The sequence below is a fragment of the Allomesorhizobium aridi genome (genome assembly GCF_043769475.1).
Lineage (GTDB): Bacteria > Pseudomonadota > Alphaproteobacteria > Rhizobiales > Rhizobiaceae > Allomesorhizobium.
On the sequence record NZ_CP171729.1, the window covers coordinates 3,170,701 to 3,194,862 of the forward strand.

At 63.7% G+C, this 24,162-nt stretch carries 21 protein-coding genes and 2 pseudogenes; 10 read left to right on the forward strand and 13 right to left on the reverse strand.

Annotation, left to right across the window (positions count from 1 at the left end; all coding sequences use genetic code 11):
- The first annotated feature begins 17 nt into the window (after positions 1-17).
- Positions 18-1,493, forward strand: a complete 1,476-nt coding sequence (locus tag ACG873_RS17555; RefSeq protein WP_394886269.1) for an FAD-dependent oxidoreductase — start codon at positions 18-20, stop codon at positions 1,491-1,493.
- Positions 1,494-1,508: 15 nt separating this feature from the next.
- Here the strand turns inward: ACG873_RS17555 and ACG873_RS17560 are convergent, their stop codons facing one another.
- From ACG873_RS17560 to ACG873_RS17580, 5 genes are all read right to left on the reverse strand, one after another.
- Entirely contained in the window at positions 1,509-1,949 is a 441-nt protein-coding gene (locus ACG873_RS17560) for a DUF2267 domain-containing protein (RefSeq protein ID WP_394886271.1), read from the reverse strand.
- A 75-nt stretch (positions 1,950-2,024) separates the two neighbouring features.
- Positions 2,025-2,603 carry an HPF/RaiA family ribosome-associated protein gene (locus ACG873_RS17565; RefSeq protein WP_394886273.1) on the reverse strand — a complete coding sequence of 193 codons (579 nt, stop codon included), beginning with the start codon at positions 2,601-2,603 and terminating at the stop codon, positions 2,025-2,027.
- 97 nt (positions 2,604-2,700) lie between these two features.
- Entirely contained in the window at positions 2,701-3,765 is a 1,065-nt protein-coding gene (locus tag ACG873_RS17570; protein ID WP_394886274.1) for a glycosyltransferase family 2 protein, read from the reverse strand.
- 81 nt (positions 3,766-3,846) lie between these two features.
- Positions 3,847-4,473 (reverse strand): hypothetical protein, encoded by a 627-nt coding sequence (locus ACG873_RS17575; RefSeq protein ID WP_394886275.1) that lies wholly within the window; start codon positions 4,471-4,473, stop codon positions 3,847-3,849.
- 33 nt (positions 4,474-4,506) lie between these two features.
- Positions 4,507-5,901: a selenium-binding family protein gene (locus ACG873_RS17580; RefSeq protein WP_394886277.1), complete on the reverse strand. Its 1,395-nt coding sequence runs from the start codon at positions 5,899-5,901 to the stop codon at positions 4,507-4,509.
- Positions 5,902-6,158: 257 nt separating this feature from the next.
- On the opposite strand from ACG873_RS17580, the gene ACG873_RS17585 reads away from it, so the two are divergent.
- Positions 6,159-7,076, forward strand: a complete 918-nt coding sequence (locus ACG873_RS17585; protein ID WP_394886279.1) for an aldo/keto reductase — start codon at positions 6,159-6,161, stop codon at positions 7,074-7,076.
- Positions 7,077-7,751: a DUF6064 family protein gene (locus ACG873_RS17590; RefSeq protein ID WP_394886280.1), complete on the forward strand. Its 675-nt coding sequence runs from the start codon at positions 7,077-7,079 to the stop codon at positions 7,749-7,751. It begins immediately after the preceding gene.
- 13 nt (positions 7,752-7,764) lie between these two features.
- On the opposite strand, the gene ACG873_RS17595 is transcribed toward ACG873_RS17590, so the two are convergent.
- The 6 genes from ACG873_RS17595 to ACG873_RS17620 all read right to left on the reverse strand — a co-directional run bounded on the left by ACG873_RS17595 (position 7,765) and on the right by ACG873_RS17620 (position 14,432).
- Positions 7,765-8,808, reverse strand: coding sequence for an AI-2E family transporter (locus ACG873_RS17595; RefSeq protein WP_394886281.1), 1,044 nt, complete (start codon positions 8,806-8,808; stop codon positions 7,765-7,767).
- A 56-nt stretch (positions 8,809-8,864) separates the two neighbouring features.
- Positions 8,865-9,227: a Kazal-type serine protease inhibitor domain-containing protein gene (locus ACG873_RS17600; protein ID WP_394886283.1), complete on the reverse strand. Its 363-nt coding sequence runs from the start codon at positions 9,225-9,227 to the stop codon at positions 8,865-8,867.
- Positions 9,228-9,273: 46 nt separating this feature from the next.
- Positions 9,274-9,612, reverse strand: a complete 339-nt coding sequence (locus tag ACG873_RS17605) for a hypothetical protein (protein WP_394886285.1) — start codon at positions 9,610-9,612, stop codon at positions 9,274-9,276.
- A gap of 15 nt (positions 9,613-9,627) precedes the next feature.
- Positions 9,628-11,460: an SLC13 family permease gene (locus tag ACG873_RS17610; protein WP_394886286.1), complete on the reverse strand. Its 1,833-nt coding sequence runs from the start codon at positions 11,458-11,460 to the stop codon at positions 9,628-9,630.
- Between the two features lie 155 nt (positions 11,461-11,615).
- The gene (locus tag ACG873_RS17615) at positions 11,616-12,827 is read right to left on the reverse strand and encodes a M20/M25/M40 family metallo-hydrolase (protein ID WP_394886288.1); all 1,212 of its coding nucleotides are present in this window, start codon (positions 12,825-12,827) and stop codon (positions 11,616-11,618) included.
- Between the two features lie 54 nt (positions 12,828-12,881).
- A complete protein-coding gene (locus ACG873_RS17620) occupies positions 12,882-14,432 on the reverse strand; it encodes an AbgT family transporter (protein WP_394886289.1) in 1,551 nt (516 codons plus the stop codon).
- 493 nt (positions 14,433-14,925) lie between these two features.
- Between ACG873_RS17620 and ACG873_RS17625 the strand changes: the two genes are divergently transcribed.
- Entirely contained in the window at positions 14,926-16,563 is a 1,638-nt protein-coding gene (locus ACG873_RS17625; protein WP_394886291.1) for a hypothetical protein, read from the forward strand.
- Between the two features lie 133 nt (positions 16,564-16,696).
- Here the strand turns inward: ACG873_RS17625 and ACG873_RS17630 are convergent, their stop codons facing one another.
- The gene (locus ACG873_RS17630) at positions 16,697-16,891 is read right to left on the reverse strand and encodes a hypothetical protein (RefSeq protein WP_394886292.1); all 195 of its coding nucleotides are present in this window, start codon (positions 16,889-16,891) and stop codon (positions 16,697-16,699) included.
- Positions 16,892-17,144: 253 nt separating this feature from the next.
- Between ACG873_RS17630 and ACG873_RS17635 the strand changes: the two genes are divergently transcribed.
- The 3 genes from ACG873_RS17635 to ACG873_RS17645 all read left to right on the forward strand — a co-directional run bounded on the left by ACG873_RS17635 (position 17,145) and on the right by ACG873_RS17645 (position 20,114).
- On the forward strand, positions 17,145-17,825 hold the full coding sequence (locus tag ACG873_RS17635) for an esterase/lipase family protein (protein ID WP_394886293.1): 681 nt from the start codon (positions 17,145-17,147) through the stop codon (positions 17,823-17,825).
- A gap of 96 nt (positions 17,826-17,921) precedes the next feature.
- Entirely contained in the window at positions 17,922-19,211 is a 1,290-nt protein-coding gene (locus tag ACG873_RS17640) for an alpha/beta hydrolase (protein ID WP_394886295.1), read from the forward strand.
- A 210-nt stretch (positions 19,212-19,421) separates the two neighbouring features.
- Complete coding sequence (locus tag ACG873_RS17645) at positions 19,422-20,114, forward strand: adenylate/guanylate cyclase domain-containing protein (RefSeq protein WP_394886296.1); 693 nt, start codon at positions 19,422-19,424, stop codon at positions 20,112-20,114.
- A 93-nt stretch (positions 20,115-20,207) separates the two neighbouring features.
- Here the strand turns inward: ACG873_RS17645 and ACG873_RS17650 are convergent, their stop codons facing one another.
- Positions 20,208-20,657 carry a GatB/YqeY domain-containing protein gene (locus ACG873_RS17650; RefSeq protein ID WP_394886298.1) on the reverse strand — a complete coding sequence of 150 codons (450 nt, stop codon included), beginning with the start codon at positions 20,655-20,657 and terminating at the stop codon, positions 20,208-20,210.
- Positions 20,658-20,944: 287 nt separating this feature from the next.
- On the opposite strand from ACG873_RS17650, the pseudogene carA reads away from it, so the two are divergent.
- From carA to ACG873_RS17665, 3 genes and pseudogenes are all read left to right on the forward strand, one after another.
- A pseudogene (gene carA / locus ACG873_RS17655) lies at positions 20,945-22,148 on the forward strand (glutamine-hydrolyzing carbamoyl-phosphate synthase small subunit).
- A 690-nt stretch (positions 22,149-22,838) separates the two neighbouring features.
- A pseudogene (locus ACG873_RS17660) lies at positions 22,839-23,059 on the forward strand (glutamine amidotransferase-related protein); the annotation flags it as partial.
- Positions 23,060-23,458: 399 nt separating this feature from the next.
- Positions 23,459-24,157 (forward strand): SH3 domain-containing protein, encoded by a 699-nt coding sequence (locus ACG873_RS17665; RefSeq protein WP_394886300.1) that lies wholly within the window; start codon positions 23,459-23,461, stop codon positions 24,155-24,157.
- Positions 24,158-24,162: the final 5 nt, after the last annotated feature.

Below are 24,162 nucleotides of genomic sequence, written 5' to 3' on the forward strand. Positions count from 1 at the left end.
GTTCAGGGAGGTGCCCCATGCCTGCGCTCCCAGGGAAGTCCGGAAGCTGTTGGACCGCAACGGCGCGTCCGACTGAATATCCTGCGCTCGAAGGCTCCATCCATGCCGAGACAGTGGTTGTCGGCGCCGGCATCGTCGGCCTCACGACGGCGCTCCGCCTCTGTGAGGAAGGACGCGAGGTCGTGGTGCTGGAAGGGCTTCGCGTCGGCGGCCAGGTGACCGGCCGCTCGACCGCCAAGGTCACGACGCAGCACGCGCTGATCTATCGGCATCTGATCGACACACTCGGCTTCCACCTTGCCCAGAACTATGCCGACGCCAATCGCGCCGGCGCCCGCCAAGTCCGAGAATGGTCGCTCGCCTTTGACATCGCCTGCGACCTCGAAGAGAAGCCGGCCTACACCTATACGCAAAATCCCGCACGGCGCGGCGAGATCGAAGCGGAAGCCGACGCGGCTCGCCGGCTCGGCCTCGAAGCCGACGTTCTCGACCGCGCGCCGCTACCCTTCGACACGGCTGGCGCGCTGCTCTTTCCCGACCAGGCGCAGTTCAATCCGGCCATGTACCTGACCGGGCTGGCCGAGGCCGTCATCGGCCACGGCGGCCGCATTTTCGAGCAAAGCCGCGTGCGCCACATCGGCGAGGCGAGCCGCTGGCGCGCCGTCACGGACCACGGAACGGTGCATGCCGAGCACGTGGTGGTGGCCACCAACATGACCATCAAGAGCCCGGTCGGCATGGCCAACCGGACCCAGCCGCGCAGCCATGTCGCAATGGCCTTCCGCGTTGACGATCCGCTGGCCGTCGACGGCATGTTCATCGGCATCGACGACCCGACACGCTCCATCCGCATGGGCCGCGACGCCGAAGGTCCGCTGCTGGTGGCGCTCGGCCCGAAATTCAACACCGGCCAGGATGGCAACGTGGCGAAGCGCTTCGTCGAGCTGGACAATTGGGCGAGAGCAGATCTTCCCGTCGGCGAAGCCGTCTGGCGCTGGTGCAACGAGGACTACGACACGCCCGACCGCGTGCCCTATGCCGGTACGCCGGACCTCGAAAAGGCGCCCGGCTTCCACATCGCCACCGGCTTTAACGCCTGGGGCATCAGCAACGGCACTGCCGCCGGAATGATGATCGCCGATTTGATCTGCGGCCGGTCAAGCCCCTGGCAGAAGCTGTACGACCCGGCGCGGCCTTACCCTGAGGATTTCCACCGAAACGGCGATAGCCAGTCGATCGTAGCGAGCGCGGAAGACATCGTGCCCGGTGAAGGCGGCGTCATCGTGCGCGGGGAGAAGAAGATCGCGGCCTGGCGCGACGAAAGCGGCGAGCTTCACGCTGTTTCGGCGACTTGCACCCACAAGGGCTGCACCGTGACCTGGAACAATGCCGAGCGCACCTGGGACTGCCCTTGCCACGGCTCGATCTTCGCCGCCGACGGGTCCGTCATCCACGGCCCCGCCCGCAAACCGCTGCAGCCGGCGGACCTGTGATCCGCCGCTGCGCCGTCAGTGCACGTTCTCGCGCGGCTCGGCCACTCGCCTGATATCGGCCGGCAGCGCCTCGAATATCTTGGTGGCCTGCCCTTCCCCGACATGTTTGGCCAGCACCCGGCAGACGACGCGCAGCGCATCTCCCGAATCCACTGGCCGGGTGAACTGCATGTCCTCCTTGATCTTGCCGAGGAACTCGTCGAGCGTGCGTATCTTGTCGGGCGTCGCCGACGGCTTGTAGCGGTCGAAATAGGCGCCGCGCACGAGCAGCGGCAATTGCGAGCCCAGATGCGCTGCGAGATCGGGCTGGACCCTGTCCCGCACGGCCCTGAGCACCGAGCCCAGCATATGCCAGGCAAGCTGGCGGTCGGGACCCATCTCCTCCATGATCTCGTCGAGCCAGATGTTCGTGGTCTGCAGCGTCTTGTCGAATACGTCCAATCCGGTGGCGCTCATCGCTACCTCCTGTTTTCCTGCGCTTCGCGGTGTGCCTGAAAAACAGGGCCGAACGGCCATGGTTCCAAAAATCGATTACGATTCACGTGTTTCCACCGGGCGCACCTTGGCGGCGGTCGGGCCGGTGTCGCCCATATCCTCGACATAGTGCACCTCGTCGCCGCGCTTCAGGCTGTCGAAGTCGCCGCTGAGCAGGCTGTTGCGATGGAAATAGAGCAGCCCGCCCTCCTTGGTCATCAGGAAGCCGTGGTCCTCTTCGGGGTGCATCTCGGCTACCTGGCCGAGGAACTGGTTCGTCCCGTCATGATAATCCGCGGTCGCGCCGCCCTCGCGCTGCCGCTTGAATTCGATGATCTGCCGCTCGGCGGCGTCGAATGCGTCCGAAATGGCGTTGCGCAGGTCCGGGTTCTGGAACTTCTGCAGCAGGCGCTCTGGTTCGTACGCGACCACCAGATCCTTGGCGCCGGGCACGCTCATTTCGATGCGGACCACAGGCGGCGTCCGGTTCTTGTCGGCGCGCTGGTCGACCCGCACGCGACAGCCAACCAGCCCGCTATAGAGCTTTTCCAGCTTTTCCACCCGCGAGCGTATCTCGCTTTCGGCAGCGTCGGATTTATCGATCTTGTGGAAGGCGATTTCGAGAGGGATTTGCATCGGATTGCTCACTGCTGATAACCGCTTCGCGGGCGGCATTCTGCCAACGCCGCGGCCGGATGAATCGTTCCAAACGTCGAACCGTCCGCGGGCCCGGCTAGCCTACGGCGCGCCGGACAGTCTTCGACATCCGCTGCAGGAACACCGGCCGCGACGACGCGACAAGCTTCCACGACAGGATGGCCTTGGCCATCCGCCGCGGCAGAACGCCTATGGAAAGAAACCACGCCGCCAGGAAAGCGCGCCTGCGCAGCGAAGCGTTCATCTCGAGGCTCGCCGCCACCCCGGCGGCGGCCAGCGTCAGCTTCGAATCGCCGCGCACCGGATGGCGGTCCCCGTCCGTGCACAGCGAAGCCAGCCGCTCTTCGAGATGGCCGGGATCCCGCAACCCGACATTGTCCGGCAGCGTCAGCCCCATGTCGGCCGTTTGGCGCGACAGCGCCTCGAACCGGTGGAAGTCGTGCCGCACCCGCCAGCGCGCGCGCTCGCCGAGCTTTTCCCCGAATACCGAATGGTTGGAACCGTGCTGGCGGTATGCACCAAGGCACGCTTCGATCGATTTCACCCTCCCGTAGAGGGGCGCAAGCGTCACCAGATAGCCGTCCGCGCCTTGCCGGAAGTCGGCTTCCGGAATCGGAAATATCGGTTCCAGCGCCGAACGGTCGAAGGCGAGCCCGCTCGTCACTGTCGTGCGGTACCGCCCGCTGCGCAGCAGCTTGGGCAGCACGTCGCCATCGTCGAAGGGCAGTTCCGGCGGCGGGAAGACGTCCTTCACGTCTTGGCGCTCGTCGACCACATGCAGCCTGAACTGCACCTGCGCGGTCTTTGCCTGCCACGCATCCACCACTTCGGACACGGCGTTCGGGTAGAGATAGTCGTCGGCGTCGAGGAAGAATACGATCCGGCCGCTGGAGGCCGCGAACCCGGCATTGAAGGCCGACGCGTGGCCGCCATTCTCGTCCTTGAAGCAGGGCAATATCCCGTCGCCGTACGACCTCATGATCTCCCTCGATCCGTCGGTCGACACGTCGTCGACGACGATCACCTCCACGGCGGGATGCGTCTGGCGCAAGGCGCTGTCGATGCATCGGCCGAGAAACCGCGCATAGTTGAAATTCGTGATTATGATCGACGCCGGGACGTGCCCTGTGGAGTGGTGCATTCGATGAACCTCGCACTCGTTTCGGGATTGCGGTTCATTGGGCCTAGCAACGAAGTTTGACGAAAAGACGCAGCCGCGCCGTCAGAAGATCAAGACGACGCCGGTGATCGCCAGTGCGGCGGCCCAGAGCAGATCGAAATTGATCCAGCCGCGCCGCAGCAGCGAAAGGCCGAGCCATTCATAGACCGAGACCGAGATCGCCAGCGTCACCGCCAGCATGGCGGCCGTGTGCATGCCGACCGCCGCCAGCGCCACCGGCAGCGATCCGGCGGCCGTCAGTTCCCCCGCCGGATTCGCCGAGAAGCACAGCGGGATGATGACCGGAACCAGCATGAGGCCGGCGCCGTGGGCGGTCGCCATCACGAACGACCAGACGCCGAGCCCCAGCATGCCCGTTTTCATGCCGACCCGAACGCGGCGGCGGTGGCCGTATGCGGCGTGATAGCCCGCCCAGACGATAAGCGCCGCGCCGGCCGCAGCCTCCAGTACCCGCTGCTCCACGAAAAGACCGAGCGCCACCACCGCCAACGCGACGGCGGCGATCGAAATCATGTGGCCGGCGGCAATCGGGATCAGCGACTTCAGCACCACGGCGCGGCTTTGCCGGTGCAGGCCGAGCGCGACCGCGAACAGCCAGCCCATGGCCGGATTGAGGCCGTGGAAGGCGCCAAGGCCGGCAAGCACCAGCCAGGGCGAGACCGTGGTCATTCTACGCCGCCCGTTTCGCGTGAGGCGGCATCGTCACGGATAGCAGTAGGAATCGGACGAGCAGTCGCCTCCTTCCAGGCGCACCTGGTGCGGCCGATGGCCCTTCGGCCAGTCGATGAAGAAGTTCGGATCGAATTCGATGCCGCCATTCTCGCCCACGTCGAGCTTGACCATCCAGCCTTCGATGCCTTCGGGATAGAATTGCGGGTCGATGGCGCCGTAGAGCGAGTTGGTGAAGTAGACTCGCCTGCCGTCCCGGCTGATCTCCACCATTTGCGGGCCGCCGTTGAGCGCGCCGTTCGTCGCCTTTGGATGCGTCGCCCTCGACACGATCCCGCCTATGCGCACCCGACCCGCCTCCTTCGGCTCGAATGGGTCCGACACGTCGTACTGGATCATGTCGCCCGTGCCCCAGCAGGACACGTAGAGGAAGCGGTCGTCCATAGACAGGTCGATGTCGGTCACCAGCGGCGGCACCGCCTTGAAGCCCTTCAGCAGGGGCGGCAGGAGGTCCGGATCGGCTGGCTCGGCCGGGATTTCTATCACCTTCCTGACAGCCCATTTGTCGCCGTCGCGATACCAGGTCCAGATCGACGCCGACAGATCCTTGAGGCTGATGACGCAGCCCACGAAACCATAGGCCTTGGTCGGATCGTGCGCGGGGCGCAGTTCGAATACCAGCTGGTGCTCCTCGCCGAAGTCGATTTCCTGCTGGTGTTTGCGCTTGTGCAGGTCCCAGAAGTGCAGCCGGCGCCCGTATTTGCTGCCGAGCAATATCTCGGGCACCAGCCCGTTCTCGAACGTATCGGGCGTTCCCCATTCGCTCGTGATCATCGTGTCGTGGCCGAGATGCCACCAGAAATCATAGGCGAGTTTTTGCGGTCCGCGGTCCATTTCCCATTGGCCGAGCACCTCGAAGCTTTCGGGATCGAGCAGGAATATGCCGCCCGGCCCCTTGCCCTCGGCGTTTCCGAGGGCGTTGACGTATATGCCCTCCGGCCCGCAATGGGTCGTATGCAGGCGCGAATAGCCGGCCCTTTCGGCGATTGTCTCCGGCTCTATGACCTTCACGATCTTGGGATTCCTGGGATCGGGCCTGGTGTCGATGATGTGCAGCCTGGACGAACGCAAGCCAGGAACGACGAGGTAGCGCCGTTCCATGTGCGGGTGCGGCGCGTTAGGGCAGAGGCAGGAAGAGCAGGCGTTCCAGCCGAAATGGTGCAGCTCGTCGCCGGCGTTGGGCATGTCGACCTGGCCGACGATCTGCGAATAGGAAGGCGATTGCGGGTCCACATCGACCACGGCGATCGCGTCGGGCGTGCGGCGGTCGGGATCGAAGGCGGCGACGTAGGCTAGCGTTTCCTTCGGCGCCTTGGCCGCCATTCTCGGCGACGGATAAAATGAGGGATCCGGTTGCCAGCTTGCCATGATGAAACCTCCTCTTGCTTGTTGATTGCTCTCTTTCAGTTGCTTGCTGATCGGTCTTGCGGTCCCCGCCGGATGGCGTAAGGCGCGATTGTCGCACCGGCGGCGGGCGGCGTCCAATCACGTCGCTTACTGGGACGCGGATGCCGCGATGCAAAGTTGGCTTCCCCTTCGACCGCCCTACGTTCGGGAAAGCTTTCAGAAAAACCGCGGGCCCGGGATCCTGCATTGACGCTGGAGTGTGAAAGGATAGCAGACGAATGATCCTCACCCGCAGAACCTTCGTGAAGGCTGCTGCTGCTTCCGGAGCGGCTTTCGCATTGCCGGGGGTCGCGTCGGGCCAGGCGCGTGCGCCCCTGACCCGGACCATCCCGTCCTCCGGCGAGGCGATCCCGGCGGTCGGCCTCGGCACCTGGATCACCTTCAATGTCGGCGATGACCCGGTGCTGCGCGACGAATGTGCCGACGTGATCACGGCGTTCTTCGAGGCGGGCGGAAAGATAATCGATTCCTCGCCCATGTACGGCTCCTCGCAACCCGTGATCGGGTATGGCCTCGAAAGACTGGGCCGGCCGGACACGCTGTTTTCCGCGGAGAAGGTCTGGACCTCCTCCGCGGCGGATGGACCTTCGCAAATCGAGCAGTCCCGGCGCTTCTGGGGTGTCGAACGCTTCGACCTCGTGCAGGTCCATAATCTGCTTGCCTGGGAAGCGCATCTTGACACGCTCTTCGCCATGAAGGCGGACGAACAGATCCGCTACGTGGGCATCACCACCTCCGAAGGCCGCCGGCACGATCTGTTCGAACAGATCATGCGGGACTTTCCGCTCGACTTCGTGCAACTCAGCTATAACATCGTCGACCGAGAGACGGAGGAGCGCCTCCTGCCGCTGGCGGCTGAGCGAGGCATAGCCGTCATCGTCAACCGGCCCTTCCGGCAAGGAGAGCTGACGCGGCGGCTCGAAGGCGAGCCCCTGCCCGCCTGGGCGGCCGAGATCGGAGCTTCAAGCTGGGCGCAGTTCATCCTGAAGTTCATCCTCGCGCATCCTTCCGTCACCGTCGCCATCCCCGCCACCACCCGCGTCGATCATGTGCGCGAAAACGTGGCCGCCGCGGCCGATCCCCTCCCCGACGTGGCCATGCGTGAGCGGATGGCCGCCTATGTCCGGGATCTCTAGATGTCGGAATGGTGGACCTACCGGCCGGAAGACTTCCTGCTCTTCTCCCCGCGCGTCTACTGGCGCATGTTCGAGCTGCACAATGCCACATTCTGGCCGCTGCATTTCGCAACGCTTGCCGCCGGCCTTGCGATCATCTTGCTCGTGCTTCGGCGACTCCCCAGGCGTGGACTGTGGGTCGCGCTCATCCTCGCGGCGCTCTGGGCCTTCGTCGGCTGGACTTTTCTGTGGAGCCGCTATGCGGCGATCAACTGGGCGATCGTCTATGTCGCGCCGGCCTTCGGCCTACAAGCGTTGCTGCTGGCGATCGCAGCCGCACGCGGCGGTATCGCCTTGGACCGGAGAGATACCGGCGCATGGCTCGGCGTGCTGCTCATGGCGATTGGCATCGTCGCCTATCCACTCCTGCCGCCGCTCTTCGAGCAGCCGTGGCGAAGCGCGGAAGTCTTCGGAATAGCACCTGACCCGACGGCGATTGCGACGCTCGGCGCCCTCATGACGGCGAGCGGTCGGCTTGCGCCGCTGCTGTTGGTCATTCCGCTCCTTTGGCTGCTGCTCAGCGGTCTGACACTAAAAACCATGGGCGATCCTCAGACTTGGCTGCCGCTTCTGACGGCCGGGACGGCTGTCGCTGCACTAGCCCTGCGCCGCTTGGCCCCTTCTGCGCTCCAATAGCCACCGCCTTGGATCACGCGGAGCCGCCGTCATCGTCGGCCGACCCACCCGACAGCAGCACCGCGATCCACCGGCTCGATGAATCCTGTGCGCAATAGACGATAAAGACCATCAGCATCGGCACGCCGAGAAACGCACCGGGAATGCCCCACATGAAGCTCCAGAAGAAGACCGCGAAAATGACCGCGAAAGGCGAGATCTTCAAAGACGCGCCGGTGAGCAGCGGCTCAAGATAGCTGCCGATGATGAACTGGATGATGTTGAGGCCGATGAACATCACCACCGCCATCTGCCACGATTCGAATTGGGCGATGGCAAACAGCGTCGGAAACACCGTTGCGATCAGCGGCCCGAGAAACGGAATGTAGTTCAGCGCGAAGGCGATGGCGCCCCAGGCGGCGGCCAGTTCGAGGCCGGCGGCAAGCGCAAACGCCCAGACGACTAGGCCGGTGAGCACGCTGGCGAAGCTGCGCACCACCATGTAGCGGCGCAGCTTGCCGGCGATCTCGCGGATGGCCCCCAGGATTTTCTCGCCCTGCGGCTGGGCTGCGGGAAATCGCAGCCGCCGGGTGAAATCGTCGACCTCGAGCAGGCCCAGCATGACGAAGATGAACACCAGGACGAGGAAGCCGGCGAAGCCGTTGAGCCTGAGCACTATGCGCTGTGTAGCGCGGACCAGCCACATCACGTCGAAGCGGTCGGCGAGCGGCCCGGCGATTGCGAAACCGTGCAGCTCCAGCCAATCGGCCCAGCTGACATAGATTTCCTGGTAACGCCCCGCATTGACGAACAGCCATTGGCCGAGCCTGCCGAGGCCCCAGGCGATCGACGAGCCGACCATCAGGATGATCAGTATGGTCAGGGTCAGCGTAATCAGCAGCGCCAGCAGCTCCGGTATCCACCTCTTGAGCGCCCGCTGCAGCGGCCAGACCAGCGCGATGGCAAACAGCGAAACGACCAGCGGCACCAGGATCGACTGGGCGAAATAAAGCAGGGCGATGACGAGGATGCCCGTCGACAGACGGCTGACCGGTCGGCTGGCGTTCATCTCCGTCATGCCCCGCCTTCAAACTGCGTCATCGGACCGCTGCGTAGCAGTTGACGTGACCGCCATCAACGGCAGGGGCCGGAATGGACGATCGCGTATCCCTCGACGCGTGCCAGGCAACCGTTGGTGAACGTGCGCAGCCGTCCGTTGCGGCTGGCGCAGACCCTGGCGATCTCCCGCGTACACTGAAAGATGGGACGACATTGGCCGCGCGCGATGACGCGGAAGCCTTCGGCTCGCGCAAGGCAGGCATTTGCGAAGGTGCGCTGCCGGTCGCCGCGCTGCCCGCAGACCGGGTCGTGCTGCATGGTGCATGCGACCGGCGCGGGAGCAGGGCGGGGCTGCTCTACCACCACAGTGCAGGCGGAAACGATGCCGGCCACGAGCAGGAGGAGCGCTGCGGGGTAGGAAAGAACGCTTCGGATCATCACATTCTCCTTTCGCATCTTGGATGTCCTGCGGCGGCCACCATCTTCAGCGCCCCGCCTTGTTTCGGATAAACCCGGTAACGGCCACCAGCAGGATGCCGCCGATCAGCCCGGAAATGCCCACCCCGACGAGGATCGCCGGGGTGAGGCCGCCCATACTTTGAGACGTGGCGTCAGCCGCCTGTTCGACGCGCCCGACAAACCGGCCGATGCCGGGCGTCCGCGCCGCCAGCCAGGTCAGCGCCAATCCGCCGATCGCGCCGGCAAGCGCGTCGCCGCCAGCGCCGAGGCTCAGGCTACGAACGAACCTTCCAAAGAAGATGCCTCCCGCCGCGCCGCAAACGATCTCGATAATGATTGGAACGAGTGCTTGCGCCGTCAGCATGGCTTCACCCCGCCTTCAAAACCGCCAGATCAGCGGCACGATGAAGACCGCGACAACGAAGAACCAGAGCAGCAGCGGCAGTCCGAGCTTCCAGTAATCGCTGAAAGCATAGCCGCCGGGTCCCATCACCATCAGATTCGTCGGCGTTGCGATAGGAGTCAGGAACGCGGCGGCGGCGGCCACCGCCACGCTCATCAGTACGGGACGAGGCGAAATGCCCATGGCCGCCGCGGCGGCTACACTGATCGGGATGATGATCAGCGCGGTGGCGGTATTGCTGATGAGCTGACCCATGATGGCGGTCATTACGAACAGGCCGGCGAGCAACGCCAGCGGGCCTGCGTCGCCGACGACGTCCACGAGGTGCTCGGCCATGAGCTTCGCCGCGCCCGTTTCCATCATGGCGGTGGACAGCGGCATCATGGCCGCGACCAGGATCACCGTCGTCCAGCCGATAGCGCGGTAGGACTGCTCCACAGTCATGATCCCCGAGAGCACGATCGCGCCGGCGGCGAGCAGGCCGGCGACTGCCGGCGGGACGACGCCAGTGGCAAGCAGCAGAACCATGGCGACCAGAATGGCGACGGCCTGGCGTGCACCCGGTCCCATAGGGACAGCCTGGCGTCGCACCAGGTCGGGGGAATTGACGACCAGAACGTCGGGATCGTCGAGGTGAGAATCGAGCGCTTTCCATGTTCCCTGCAGCAGCATGGTGTCGCCGGCCTGCAGCTTGATTCCGCCGCCATGCCTGGTTGCGCCGGCTGCGATCTCCGCGCCTCCGCGCTGCACGGCCAGAATGATCAGGTCCCCGCTTTCGGTGACCATGCCGGGGAAAACACTTTGGCCGATCAGGCCCGAGCGCGGCGGGATGACGACCTCGGCGAGACCGGAACTGCGATTGAACAGTGTCTCTTCGCCCTTGCCGGACGACGCCTCTTCGCGAAATGCAAGATGCTTTTCGCTGGCGAACGCCGCCGCCGCCGCCGCCTCGCCGCGCAGCAGCAGATGATCTCCCTCGGCCACCACGGCCCTGCGAAGCGGACTGGCAGTTTCGCCGTCTTGGACGGCAACTAGCTGTAGTTCCGGATAGGCGGCGAGATCGATCGCCGACGGCAGCGCTCCCACATAGGGCGAGTTCGCGCGCACCCGCATCAGAAAGACGCCGCTGGCGAGGCCGTACTGCTCGACCAGCGTCTTGGCGTGGCGGCTGAAATCCGAGGGCATGGTCGCGCCGTTGCGCTCGGGAAGGAGCTGCTTTCCGAAGAGTATGATAATCGCCATCGTTCCCGCCAGCAGCGGCACGCCGACAAGCGCGAACTCGAAAAAGCCGAACATGCCAACGCCGGCGTCGCCCGCAGCATCGGAAACCAGCACGTTCACAGGTGTTCCGGTCAGCGCGAGCATCGAGCCTGCATGTGCGGAAAAAACCAGCGGCATCAGCAGTTGCGAGGAGTTCCGCCTGAGCCGGACGGCGATCACGACCACCACCGGCAGCAGTGCTGCGACTGCACCGTTGACGCTGATCAGCGCGGTGAGCAGCGCGACCAGGCTCATTGTCAGCACCAGAAGGCGCGTGCGGCTTTCTTCGCCCGCTCCGCGGATCAGAAGCTGGCCGGCCCATGCGGTCACGCCGGTGATCTCGAGACCCGCGCTGACGACGAAGAGCGACGCGATGAAAATAACCGCGGGATCGCCGAAGCCGCCGAGGGCCTGCCCGATCGTCAACACGCCGGTCGCCCACAGCGCCAATGCGACCAGCATCGAAACTATGACCACAGGCAGTCTGTTCGAGACAAACAGGACGACGGCGACGGCGATGATGGCGCCGGTATAGGCTATTGGGCTCAATCGCTCAGCTCCGTACAAAATGCCGGCATCTTGCGGGTTCCTCTTCGACTACGCCATGCGAGGAAAAGCGACCCGCGCAGGACGACGAGGACCAATCGGCCGAGCCCGGTTCCGAAGCTGGCTGGGAGATGTCCTCCGGTGATACGCACCCGTTGCTATCGCTGGTTCTCCAGCGTCGCCATGAGCAGCCCGAGACGGCAACCTTTCTCGTACTCGGCAAGGTTCACATATTCCTTGATCGTATGGATCTCGGCCTGGCCGGCGCCGATGGTGATGGTGGGAATGCCGTGCTTGTCGAGCCAGTTGGCATCAAGTCCGCCATTGGAAAACAGATAGGTCGGCTCGATGCCCAGCATCCCGAGCGCTTTGGCGGCGCGCTTCACGATCGGGCTTTCTTCGTCGAGCTTGAAGGGCGGGTAGGACGCCACGTGGCTGAACTTGACCTCTGCGGATTCACCCTCGTGATCGACCACAGCCGCCTTTGCCTTGGCGAAGGCTTCCTTGTAGCCTTCCGCGATCTTGGTGGCGAAGGCCGCCTCCGGGCTGCGCGCCTCGCCTCGGATATAGGCGTACTCGGTGACGACGTTGGTCGCGTCGCCGGCGGCAACCTTGCCCTCCTTGCCGCCGAAGATGCCGACGTTGCTGGTTCCGCGTCCATCCGGCTTGACGACCTTGCCGAACCAGCCGGCGCTCCGCGCTTCGGCGAGCGCTACGGCCCCGACCATCGTTGCCGATATTCCCTTCTCCGGCGCGACGCCGGCGTGGGACGCCCTGCCCTTGATATCGACCTCCCAGTTCTCCTGTCCGACCGCGCCGACGATCAGTTCCGAGGCGCGCTGGCCGTCGACATTGATGCACATGACCGGCCCGCCGAGATCCGCTGGGTTCAACTCGCGGGCGCCGTGCAGACCGCTTTCTTCGCGGACCGTGAACAGCAGGGTTATCGGCGGATGCGGGAGCTTGTGCTTGATGAGCGTCTCGGCAACGACGACGAGCAGAGCGACGCCCGTGCGGGCATCGCCGCCGAGTGCTGTCGTGCCGTCCGAGACGATGCGGTCGCCCTCGCGCCGGGGCTTGGCGCCGGCGCAGAGCGGCACGGTGTCGAGATGAGTGGAGAAAAGCAGATGCGGTCCCGGCCGCGTGCCGGGCAGATCCACGATGAGGTTGCCGGTTTCCGTCGGCAAAGGGATGCGCTTGTTTGCATCGTCGAAACGAATGGCCGAGGCCGGCACGCCGGCGTTCTTCAGCGCATCGCTGACCGCGGCGGCGATGTTGGCCTCGTGGCCGGTCACGCCTTCGACCGAAAGGAAACGCATCAGATGCTCTTCCGCGGCCGCGACATCGAGTGGAATAGAGCTACTGCTCATGGCATCCTCCGATCGTTCAAGTCGTTTCGTCCAGGCGGCCGGGATAATCGGCTGTCACAGACCCCAGGGAAGGCCCAGCGCCTGCCAGATCGCGAAGAGCACCGTCCACAACACGAGTATCAATACGACGTAGGGGAGCATCAGGGACACGATCGTGCCGACGCCCGCGGACTTGTCGTATTTCTGGGCGAAGCCGACGACGAGGGCGAAATAGGCATTGAGCGGTGTAATCGCGTTCATCGGCGAGTCGCCGACGCGATAAGCCGCCATGACAGCTTCGGGCTCGACACCGAGCTTCATCAGCAGCGGGACGAAAACCGGCGCGAAGATCGCCCATTTCGCGATCGCGCCGGTCAGCAGCAGGTCGATGATCGCCACCACGATGATGAAGCCGATAAGCAACGGTAGCGCGCCGATATTGGCCGCCTGCAGAACGCCGGACAGGCTGAGCGCCATCACCGTTCCCATATTGGTATAGGTGAAATAGGCGACGAACTGGCTCAGCACGAAGAACAGGAAGATCGTGCCGCCCATATTCTTGATCGACTTCTCGATCGCGCCGATCACCTCCGTCAGGGTCCGCAGGGTGCCGGCGCCGATGCCGTACGCCCAGCCCGTCACCAGGAACAGCAGCACAATAAGCGTTATGAGGGCGTTCATGAATGGCGAGTTGCCGATCAGTTCGCCGGTGGTCGGACTGCGCAGCGGCGCCCACTCGGGAATCGTCAGAAGGCAGAAGACCGCGATGAGCCCGAGCAGCCCAAAGCCGGCGAACCTCAAGCCGCGCGACTCCTGCTCGCTGAGCATAGCGCCCTGGTCGGTCGTGGTGCCCTCGGAGGCCTTTTCAGGATTATAGGCTCCAAGGCGCGGTTCGATGATGCGATCGGAGATGAATGCGATAATCACCGTGAGAAACAGCACCGATGCAATCGAGAACCAGAGGTTCGACGCCAGGCCGATCGACCTGTTGGGATCAACGAGATGGGCCGCATCATTGGTGAACTCGACGAGGACGGTGTCGAGCGGCTTTATCAGCCAGTTGATCGTGAAGGCTGCGGCCACGCCGGCAAAGCCTAGCGCCAGCCCGGCCAAGGGATGCCTCCCGACAGCCAGATAGGCGATGCCCGCGAGAGGGATCAAGACCAGATAACCTGCATCGGCGGCGATGCTCGCCGTTATGCCGACAAAGGCCAGGATGTAGGTGAGCGCCCAGTGCGGCGAAACCGCGACGAGCTTGTGGATCAGCGCCGTGACCAGGCCCGACTCCTCGGCGACCCCCGCGCCGATCATGGCGGCGATCATCAGGCCCACGGCGGTGAAGGCCATGAAGTTGGGCACAAGCGACTCGTACATGAAACGAATGCCGTCGCCGTTCAGAAGGTTGCGGATGGCGACGCTCGCTTGCTCGATTTCGTGCGTCTCGGGGTTGATGCGCTCGAAAGTGACCGCCGTTCCAAACGCGCCCAGCGCGGCTGACAAAACAATTACGATGGCAATCAGGATGAGAAAGATAATGACCGGGTGGGGGACCATGTTCCCCACTTTCTCGACGCCGTCGAGAAATCTCTGCATCAGGGTCTTGGGCACAGCGTTCACGGTGGCCATTGCTTGCCTCCCTTAACAACTGTTGCCAAGACGGGCATGCAGTCTTGGGCGGTTGCTGTCTGCTGGTTTGTTACTTTACACAGACAGAGCACCCGCACACAATCCCAAACTTGTTGCCTTTCTCTAAATTTAAAGGCGAAGAAAACGTGATTAATATTAGAGATTGCTAATATAATTACCAACAACTCCAATTCGGATGTTTAACGAAACCAAACAATAGCACGCTTCCTTTCAATTTTCATAAATCTATAATGGACGAAGCTGGAATAAATGACCATCCTCGATTGCTGGAGATGCCAATGATCGATGGGCCGGCCAGTTCCAATTGCGGAGATTGAGGTGGACGCGCCCGGATTGCGGAGACGATCCGCAACCGAGGCCAAGCCAAGCGGATGCAAGGCGCATGAACGAAACCACTCCGGAGGTTGGATTTGTCGTTGCGGTCGCGTCCCGCCTCGCCGATTTTCAGCCGCTCAATCCAGCCGAGGCCAAGGTGTTTGCGGAACTGCGGTCTGGAGATTTCGAACGGCTGGGCGATGGCCTGCGCCCGGAGTGGGACGATCCTGCGAGAATCGTTCGCGCCGAGTTCATTCGCTTCCTCATTCTTGGTGGTGACGAAGGCTCCCGCTTGCACGAGAAGGGGTTGAGAATCAGCGGCGCTCGCGTGGTCGGAAAACTGGACCTCGAAGGTTGCCGCATTCCGCGCGACATCGGCCTCAAGGATTGTCTCTTCGACGCTGCTCCGGTGCTGCGCTCCGCGATCATCGACAATCTTTTCCTCGACGGCTCGGCCTTTCCCGGCTTGCAAGCCGAACGGCTCGAGGCGCGCGGCGGTCTCACGATCCGCAGCGCGAACGTGACCGGCCAAATCCGACTTTCCGGTGCTCGAATAGGAGGCAACATCGAGGCAGATGGAGCCACGATCGCGCTGCCGGACGAGGTGGCATTCCATGCGGATGGATTGGAGGTCCGGGGAAGTATCCTTTTGCGCGGCGCGCATGTGCGCGGAAGTGTCAACCTCTCAGGGGCGCGGCTGGGCGCCGACGTCAATGCAACCGGCGTGCGCATCGAAAGACCGGGTGAAGTCGCACTCGACGGCGAGGGCATCGCAGCACGTGGCGACATGGTCCTTAGAGGGGCGACAATCGCTGGCGAGGTGCGTTTATGGGGCGCCGATTTCGGCGGCAACGTTCATTGTGCCTCGGCAACGCTTGCCCAGCCTGGCGGTTATTGCATGCGGCTCAATCGCGCGAAGGTAGACGGTGCATTTTTTCTTCTGGAGGGCGCCTCGGTCGATGGGGTGCTCGACCTGACCGCCGCGGCGATTGGCGCGATCCACGATGACGAAGCAAGCTGGCCCCAACGGGGTGATCTGCTGCTCAACCGTTGTCGATACGGCGCCTTTATCGGCGGACCGGTCGACGCGGAAAGCAGGCTGAACTGGTTGGCGCGCCAGGTGCCCGAGCGATGGAAAGAGGATTTCTGGCCGCAACCCTACGAACAGCTTTCGACGGTGCTTCGAGACATGGGCCATGATGAGGACGCCCGCACCGTCCTCATCGCGAAGGAACGGCTGCAGCGGCGCGCACGGCGGGCACGCACAAAAAATCCGGCGTTGCGGATAGTATTGGCGGCAATCGACGGGGTCCTTGCCGTGACCGTCCGCTACGGACGCCAGCCCCTGTACGCCTTTGTCTGGCTTATGCTGTTTTGGGTGATCGGAGCGGTGGTGTTTAACCTCGCCTATCGAAACGGCGCGCTCAAGCCCAACAGCCCCATAGTCCTGCGCTCTCTTGAATGGACACTGTGCGCCCTCGAACAGACCGACGGTCGCTATATGCCCTCGACCGGACAGGTCATGTCTGGACGCGCGGCGGCCGGTCAGACCCAATTGTCCTGCTTCCTCAGTCAACCTGAATCAGCCAGCTATCCGGAATTCCACCCGTGGATGTATTCGCTCGACACGCTCCTGCCGGTTACGGAGCTAGGCCAGGGAGAATTCTGGCGCCCCGATCCATCCAAACCGAAAGGCTGGTTTCCCCTGCACTACTATTTTTTCCAGTCGGTTATCGGCTGGGCGCTGAGCCTGCTGGCGGTTGCGGGATTTTCGGGACTCGTCAAGTCGAGATAACCTCCTCCATCTCGCCGGAGTTCGCATGTACCGCGAGGCGCGGCACTCAAAGCTTTTGAACGGAAATCACGTCCCGGATGTGTCGACAACGCAGTTGACCCGGGCGCGCCTGCCAATGAGCGCACGACGTCCCTCAGGCGTTTTCGTTACGTCTAACGATCTTCAATACCAGGAGGACCAGGCCAACAGCGATAAAGACGACACCCGCCACGATAAGCCAGTTAGACGTGGACCTGTAGCCTTCGGCGGCCAGCAGGAAACCGAAAATGATCGCTACCAGAGCGCCGAGTTTGTTGATCAAAGGGTGAGTTTCACCGGAGACTGCCATATCGAAACTCCCAGCATGAGTTGGCATCCACCGCGCAGAGTATCTCTCATGGAAGGGATAGTCGAGTTAACCTCGTTGCCGAATGCGCGGAGATAACTGACGCGCGCTTTCCGGTGAGCGCTTGCACCGTACGGCGGTGTGCAACCAACGCCGGCGCAATGCCGCCGCGCTTGAGCTTCCAGTCCAATCCGGACTAATCTGATCCATGCGCTGGTTCATCGCATTTCTGTTTTCATTGTTTACGCAGGCAGCCTTGGCACAAGACTGCGTGGTCCTGATCCACGGGCTGTCTCGCTCCGACGCTTCTTTCCTTCTGATGGAAGAGACGTTGAAGGCGTTCGACTTCGCCGTGGTCAACGAAACCTACCCGTCGACCGGCGCTCCAATCGAGAAGTTGCTGGCAAATATCGACGCGTCGGTCGCGATGTGCGGGGAGGTCGGTAAAATCCATCTCGTCACCCATTCGCTCGGCGGCATCGTGCTCAGGGCCTGGGTCGCGCAAGGCCGGCCTGACAATCTCGGCCGCGTCGTCATGCTGGGGCCGCCCAACCAGGGCTCGGAAGTGGTGGACGCGCTCGGCGATCTCAGGATCTTCGAGTTCTTCAACGGTCCGGCCGGCCTGCAACTCGGCACGGGTCCGGACAGTGTCCCCAACACGCTCGGCCCCGCCGATTTCGAGTTGGGCATCATAGCCGGCGACCGGTCGGTCAATCCGATCCTGTCGACCATGTTCAACGGGCCGAATGACGGCAAGGTTTCGGTGGAAAGCACCAAGCTCGATGGCATGGCGGACCATATAGTCCTGCCGACCACCCACACTTTCATGATGAACAATCCGCTGGTCATCGCGCAAGTGCTGAACTTCCTGCGCGACGGACATTTCGACCACAAGCTGACGCTGCGCGAATTGTTCCTGCGCGCCGTCCGGGATTGAAATGCAAGGGGCTGGGCAATCGGTTCCCAGCGCGGATCGGACAATTCCGGAAAGGCCTCAGCCGGGCCGGCATGCCAGAAGGTTCGAGGGAAGACCATGGTTCGCTTCATCATCATCCTCGGCCTGGCCGTCATCGGCATCACCGTCGCGCTGGCGTTCTACCACCCGCCGATGCGGCTGATGCCAGCGCCGAAGGCCTTCCTCGATGGCGAGGTGAATGCCTTCACCGTCAATCCGGCCCTGGCCGAGGACCCGCGGATTCCGCTTTTCTATGCGACCAACCGCCTGCCCGTGGGCCCGCGCAGCAACCGGCTCTATGCGGTGGTGCCAAGGCTCGACATGCATATGGGCGTGGCGACGGTCCGCATCGGCGAAGAAGGCACGACCTGGGACCGCATCTACGCCTGGTCGACCGGCGCCGGCGGCGACCGCCGCCCCTTCCTCAACCTCGAGAACCTCAACGAGCAGGCGAAATTCGAGACTGGCGAGCCGCTGACCGCCGAGGCCCTGGTATGGTTCGCGGACATAGAAGCGGTGCTGAAGCGCAGCCGCGACAGGGACATCACCATCTATGTCCATGGCGCCAACACCACTGTCGAGCGCGCCGCGGGCCAGGCGGCGCAGCTGCATCATTTCACGGGCCGCAATTCGGTCGTGGTGTTGTTCGCCTGGCCGACCGCCGAGAATTTCCTGCGCTATTCCAGGGATATGGTCACCGCATTCGGCGCCGCGCCGCATCTGGCGAAGCTGATCGAACTTCTGGCCGAAAACACCAGCGCCAGGAATATCGATGTCTTCACCTACAGCGCCGGCGGCACGGTCGGCAGCGACGCCCTGGCCATCGTCGGCCGCGACCCCGAGCAGCCGGATGCATCCACGTTCCGCATCGGCGAAGTCTATCACGCCGCCCCGGATGCCGATTTCCGGACTTTTGTCGACGACATGCGCCATTATGCCGACGATGTGCGGCGGATCACGGTCGCCGTGAACATGAACGACAGCGCGCTCAGGCTGTCGCAGATCGTCAACCGCGCCTCGCGCGCCGGGCGGCCCGACATGCGCGAGCTTGACCCGGAAGCCACCGACTGGCTGCTTCAGGCGGCTGTGGATTACGGCCTCGAAGTTCTGCGCGTGCGGCCGGAAAACATTCCCGGCCTGTCGAACCGGTCGCATACCTTCTGGTACGACGATCCCTGGGTAAGCAGCGACGTCCTGATTGCGTTGCTTTTCCACCTTTCGCCGGACGAACGCGGTCTGGCAAAGGGCGAAGGTCCTTCAGGGTCCTACTACTGGACATTCATGCCGGACTACCCGGAGCAGTTGGCGAAGGTGATGGCAAGGCTGCGGCAGGAGGGCGAGGTTCGGCCAGCTGCCGCGGGCCAGTGAACGTGAGCCGGTTCGGCATTCTGGCGAAGCGGGATGAGCAGCTGTTGCTGCGTGTCCGCGGCGATAATGTCTTCCGCGAATGGCCTTCCAGCGACGGCGGTGAAGCGCGTGGAACTCCGCCCTGGCCAAATTCCGATAACTGCCATATCCGCCCAGCCGGGCTCGTTTTGAGATTCGCAAAACGGCGCGAACGGCATAATTATCTTTGCCATGAACAGAGAAGAGACGGACAGAGAAGACACGAGCCCGACGCAGAGCTCCGCCAGTGCGACGGCCACCGTCGCATTCGTGGACCTTGCGGGATTCAGCGCCATTGCGGACGTCTATGGAGACGCGTCCGCCATCGCCGTGCTCGAGATTTTCGAGAGCATGGTCCGCGAGGCGCTTCGTGGCTACGAGCCCCCGATCAAATGGATCGGCGATGAGGCGATGCTCTCGTTTCCCGAGCCGGAAATCGCGATCCAGGCACTTGGAACGCTCTTGCAGGCATGCCGAAAAGAACCGCGCCTGCCGCTGACCCGGGCGGGGCTGAACCACGGGCCGGTCATCCGCCGGGCAAACGACCTCTTTGGGTCGACCGTCAACATAGCCGCGCGCATTGCGTCGCTTGCATCCGCTGGTCAATTGCTCGCTACTCAACCCATCGCCGAAGCAGCGGCAGCCAGAGGCATCCTGGTGGGGGACCTCGGAAAAGTGGAGCTGCGATCGGTGGCTGGCAAAGTCCCTCTCTACGAGATCGAGCTTGCTCCGTCACCCGATCCTGCCTGGATCGATCCGGTGTGCAAGATGCATGCTCCCTATGCATCTTACCGGCGAGCTGCCCCGGAAGGACCGTGGTTTTGCTCGCCGCTTTGCGAAGAGGCGTATCGGAAATCGCCGCAGACTTATCCGTTGCCTCGGTAGTGCGCGGCTCGTGGCGACGCGGCAACTTGCCAGTGCCGCGAGCCTTTGCGGCAGCCTCAGGAATCAGGGTAGCGCTAAAAGCGCCGCCCTCGCCTACTGCAGCATCGTCTTGACGATGCCGCTGGCCTTGCCGAAATCCATCTTGCCGGGGAACTTTTCCTTGAGCGCGTTCATGCAGCGGCCCATGTCGCGCAGGCCGTCGGCGCCGACCTCGTGAATGACCTGCTGGCAGGCCTGCTTCACGGCGTCTTCGCCGAGCTGCTTGGGCATGAAGCCGCGGATGATCGCGATCTCGTCGCGCTCCTGTGCAGCTAGTTCCAGCCGGTTGCCTTCCTCGAAGGCCTTGGCCGATTCCTCGCGCTGCTTCACCATCTTGGCCAGGATCTGCATGATCTCCTCGTCGCTGACGGGGTCTTTGCCCGCGCCGCGATTGGCGATGTCGCGGTCCTGGATTGCCGCATTGATCAGGCGCAGCGTCGAGGTGCAGCGCTTGTCCTGGGCTTTCAGCGACGATTTGAGTGCCTGGGCGATTTGCTCGCGCATGGCGGAATCTCCTTTGTCGGCGAGCGACAATAACGCCCGCGACCGATCAACGCAACGCAATGTGGACCGCCAAGTTCCTGTTTTCCAAAGGAAAGTTTTTGGCTGTCCGTGCGCCCGCGCTCATTGACCGCTCGGCCGGCTTCGCTTATTGTTCGCGCCTTGCATGAACTGTTTTGCTATGCACGGGGCCATCGCGGCATCCCGTGCTTTTCGTTGCGCCATATGGCCCCTGGCGGGCCGTTTTGCAAGGGCGCAGGGTTTCTGGACCGACCGCACGGAGCACCGCCATGGCCGCCGCCACCGCCCCTTGGGCAACAGAGACGCCGACCGCACTTCTGGTGCTGGCGGACGGCACCGTGATCGAGGGGCGCGGGCTCGGCGCGACGGGCAGCGCTGTCGCCGAAGTGTGCTTCAACACAGCACTCACCGGCTACCAGGAAATCCTCACTGATCCGTCCTACGCTGGCCAGATCGTCACCTTCACCTTCCCCCACATCGGCAACATCGGCGCCAATGAGGAGGACATTGAGGATCTGAACCCGGCGGCCCGCGCCGGCGCGGTTGGCGCTGTGTTCAAGGCCGATGTTACCAACCCGTCGAGCTACCGCGCCGCCGTCCATCTCGATCAGTGGCTGAAGCGGCGCGGCGTCATCGCCATTTCCGGTATCGACACCCGAGCGCTCACCGCGCTGATTCGCGAGAAGGGCGCGCCCAATGCGGTCATCGCACATGCGCCCGACGGCAGGTTCGACATCGAGGACCTGAAGGCCCGCGCCAAGGCGTGGTCCGGCCTCGTCGGTCTCGATCTGGCGAAGGAAGTAACCTCCGGCCAGTCCTCCGTCTGGCGCGAGACCCCCTGGGTATGGGACGAGGGCTATGGCGAGCAGGGCGAACCGTCCATGCACGTCGTCGCCGTAGATTACGGTATCAAGCGCAACATCCTGCGGCTGCTCGCCGGCCTCGGCGCCAAGATCACGGTGGTGCCGGCCAGGACCGGCGCGGACGAGCTACTCGCCATGAAACCGGACGGCGTGTTCCTCTCCAACGGACCCGGCGACCCGGCCGCCACCGGCGAATACGCCGTGCCGGTGATCAGGGACCTGCTCAAGACCGAATTGCCGGTGTTCGGCATCTGCCTCGGCCACCAGATGCTGGCGCTGGCGCTCGGCGGCAAGACCGAAAAGATGCACCAGGGCCATCACGGCGCGAACCACCCGGTCAAGGACCACACCACCGGCAAGGTCGAGATCGTGTCGATGAACCACGGCTTTTCGGTCGATTCGAAATCTCTGCCCCAGGGCGTGGAGGAAACTCACATCTCGCTGTTCGACGGCTCCAACTGCGGCATCTCGCTCACCGGCAAGCCGGTGTTCTCGGTGCAGCACCACCCCGAGGCCTCGCCAGGCCCGCAGGATCTCGCACTATCTGTTCCGCCGCTTCGCCAACCTGATTCGCGAGCGGAAAGGCGAACCGGCGCTGGCGGAGCGCTGAGCGGCGCGCCTCCTGGAGCGCCGCGCGCGCTTTTCGGGCGCGCAACTTAGCCAAGGCTAGCGCGCGGTGTCACAATGTGCGAGCGAACCAGGCCCGCAAGCTCCCACATGGACAGCGATCGGCCCACGGCTCCGCCCCTGTTGCCGGTAGTCACCAGCTTTTCCCTTGCCGCAGACTTTTCTTGCCAGGCGACCCTGTGATCCGGGTTCGCCTTTGTCCTTCTTGTAGACATAGGCGCTCGCGCAGTCGCTAGTGTGGCTCCAAAGGCGGCCCTTGACCCTCCATCGGTAGGGTAACTCACCACCGGCCTTCTTCCAGAAGATCCGGCCCGACGTGTAGGCGTCCTTATCTGGACTCGTGCTTCGGTAAACTCTGCTCTGCCATTGTCCAGTCCACTCGGCAGTTGCTTCGCTACCGCTTAACGCGAAGATGGCGGTGAGGCCGAGCGCTAGACCGGCGAGCCGCCGTGTTTTCGCTCTCTGCATCTTTTCCTCCATGGTTTCGGGTGATGTGGAACAACCACACCGGGAAACTGATCGTCGGCGTTAGAGGCTACGGCTTGATTTCACGGAGGCGGATTTCGGGTTTCGATTGAAACCTGGTCATCGATCCGGAGTCCCCGGCATCGCGCACTCAATCGGGTCCGGAAGCCGGAATTCGAACGGGAGACACCACCGACCCGATTCCGATTTTCGGGTCGACGCCAAGTCTCTGCACGAAGGCGTGGAGGAAACTCACATCTCGCTGTTCGACGGCTCCACTGCGGCATCTCGCTCATCGGCAAGCCGGTGTTTTCGGTGCAGCACCACCCCGAGGCCTCGCCCGGCCCGCAGGATCCGCACTACCTGTTCCGCCGCTTCGCCAATCTGATCCGCAAGAGGAAGGGCGAGCCGGCGCTGGCCGAACGCTGAGCGCCGCGCCAAGGAGTGCCGCTCACCCCTTTGAAATGGGTTGCGTTGGACTCAGCCACCAGTTCGGAGGGGCGCGGTGCGTATTCAGCCGACAATGCCGGCTAGTGAGGCAGCTCTCGCCGTCATCTCCGGCTCGCGACAGAAATTTCGTGGCGGTCGGGTGACAATGAGGGACGCAGCGCCGGCAAATCGATTGGGCCAGTGCCTCGCGGCGAAACCCCGCACCCTTTCAAGGGGATAGGCACAATTCTGACCCGAACTGGCCACATTTGCAGGCCATGATTCGGCTGCGGGGGCATGCGTAGAGGGTTCAGTGTGAAAAATTTCCGTAAACTCGGCGCCGCCGGCGTACCGAAACTGCTGTTTCGGGCGCGCCTGGATTGGCGCAGGGCCCGCAGAATGGTGGGCTTCGCCGCTGCTGTGTCCGCCGTGGTCGCGGCCGGCACTTTGAGCGCAATGTTCGTCGACCACCTTGCCGAACGCGCGGTGATGCGCGCCGCGGCAGAGGCGCCCGCCGCCGCGCGCGAGGCCGCGGTCAAGTCGGCGGCCGACAGGGCCGCCAACGCACTGGCTGAGGTGAAGCCGGCCGCGCCTGCTAAGCGCGATGCCGGCAAGGTCGGAGCCGCACCTGCCGGCCTCGTGGCCGCCGCAGCACCGCAGAGCGCCGCCGCGTCGGCCGCGTTGAAACCGGCAACGTCCGCGCCGGAATTCCCCGGCGAGGAAGAGATGCCGCCGGCCGCGCCCACAAATGCCTATGCGGAGCAGAACGACGCCGATCGGAAGTTCGACGCGTCCGCGAAGGAGGCTGGCGACACGACCGACGGGACCGCCGCAATCGCCACGGTCCCCCTCCCCGCCTCCGCGCCATTCCCCGAGCCGCGCGACAAGGAAGCCGTCGAAGCGGAAGAGGCTGCGGGCCGCGAGGCGCGCGTGACCAAATACGTCAACCTGCGCTCAGGCCCCACTGACGAGTCCAAGGTCGTCGCCGTTGTGCCGGCCAAGGCATCGGTCAGCGTGATCGACTGCAAGGCCTGGTGCGAGGTTGTCTTCGACGGCAAGAAGGGCTGGATCTACAAGCGCTTCATCCGCGAGTCCTGACCGCC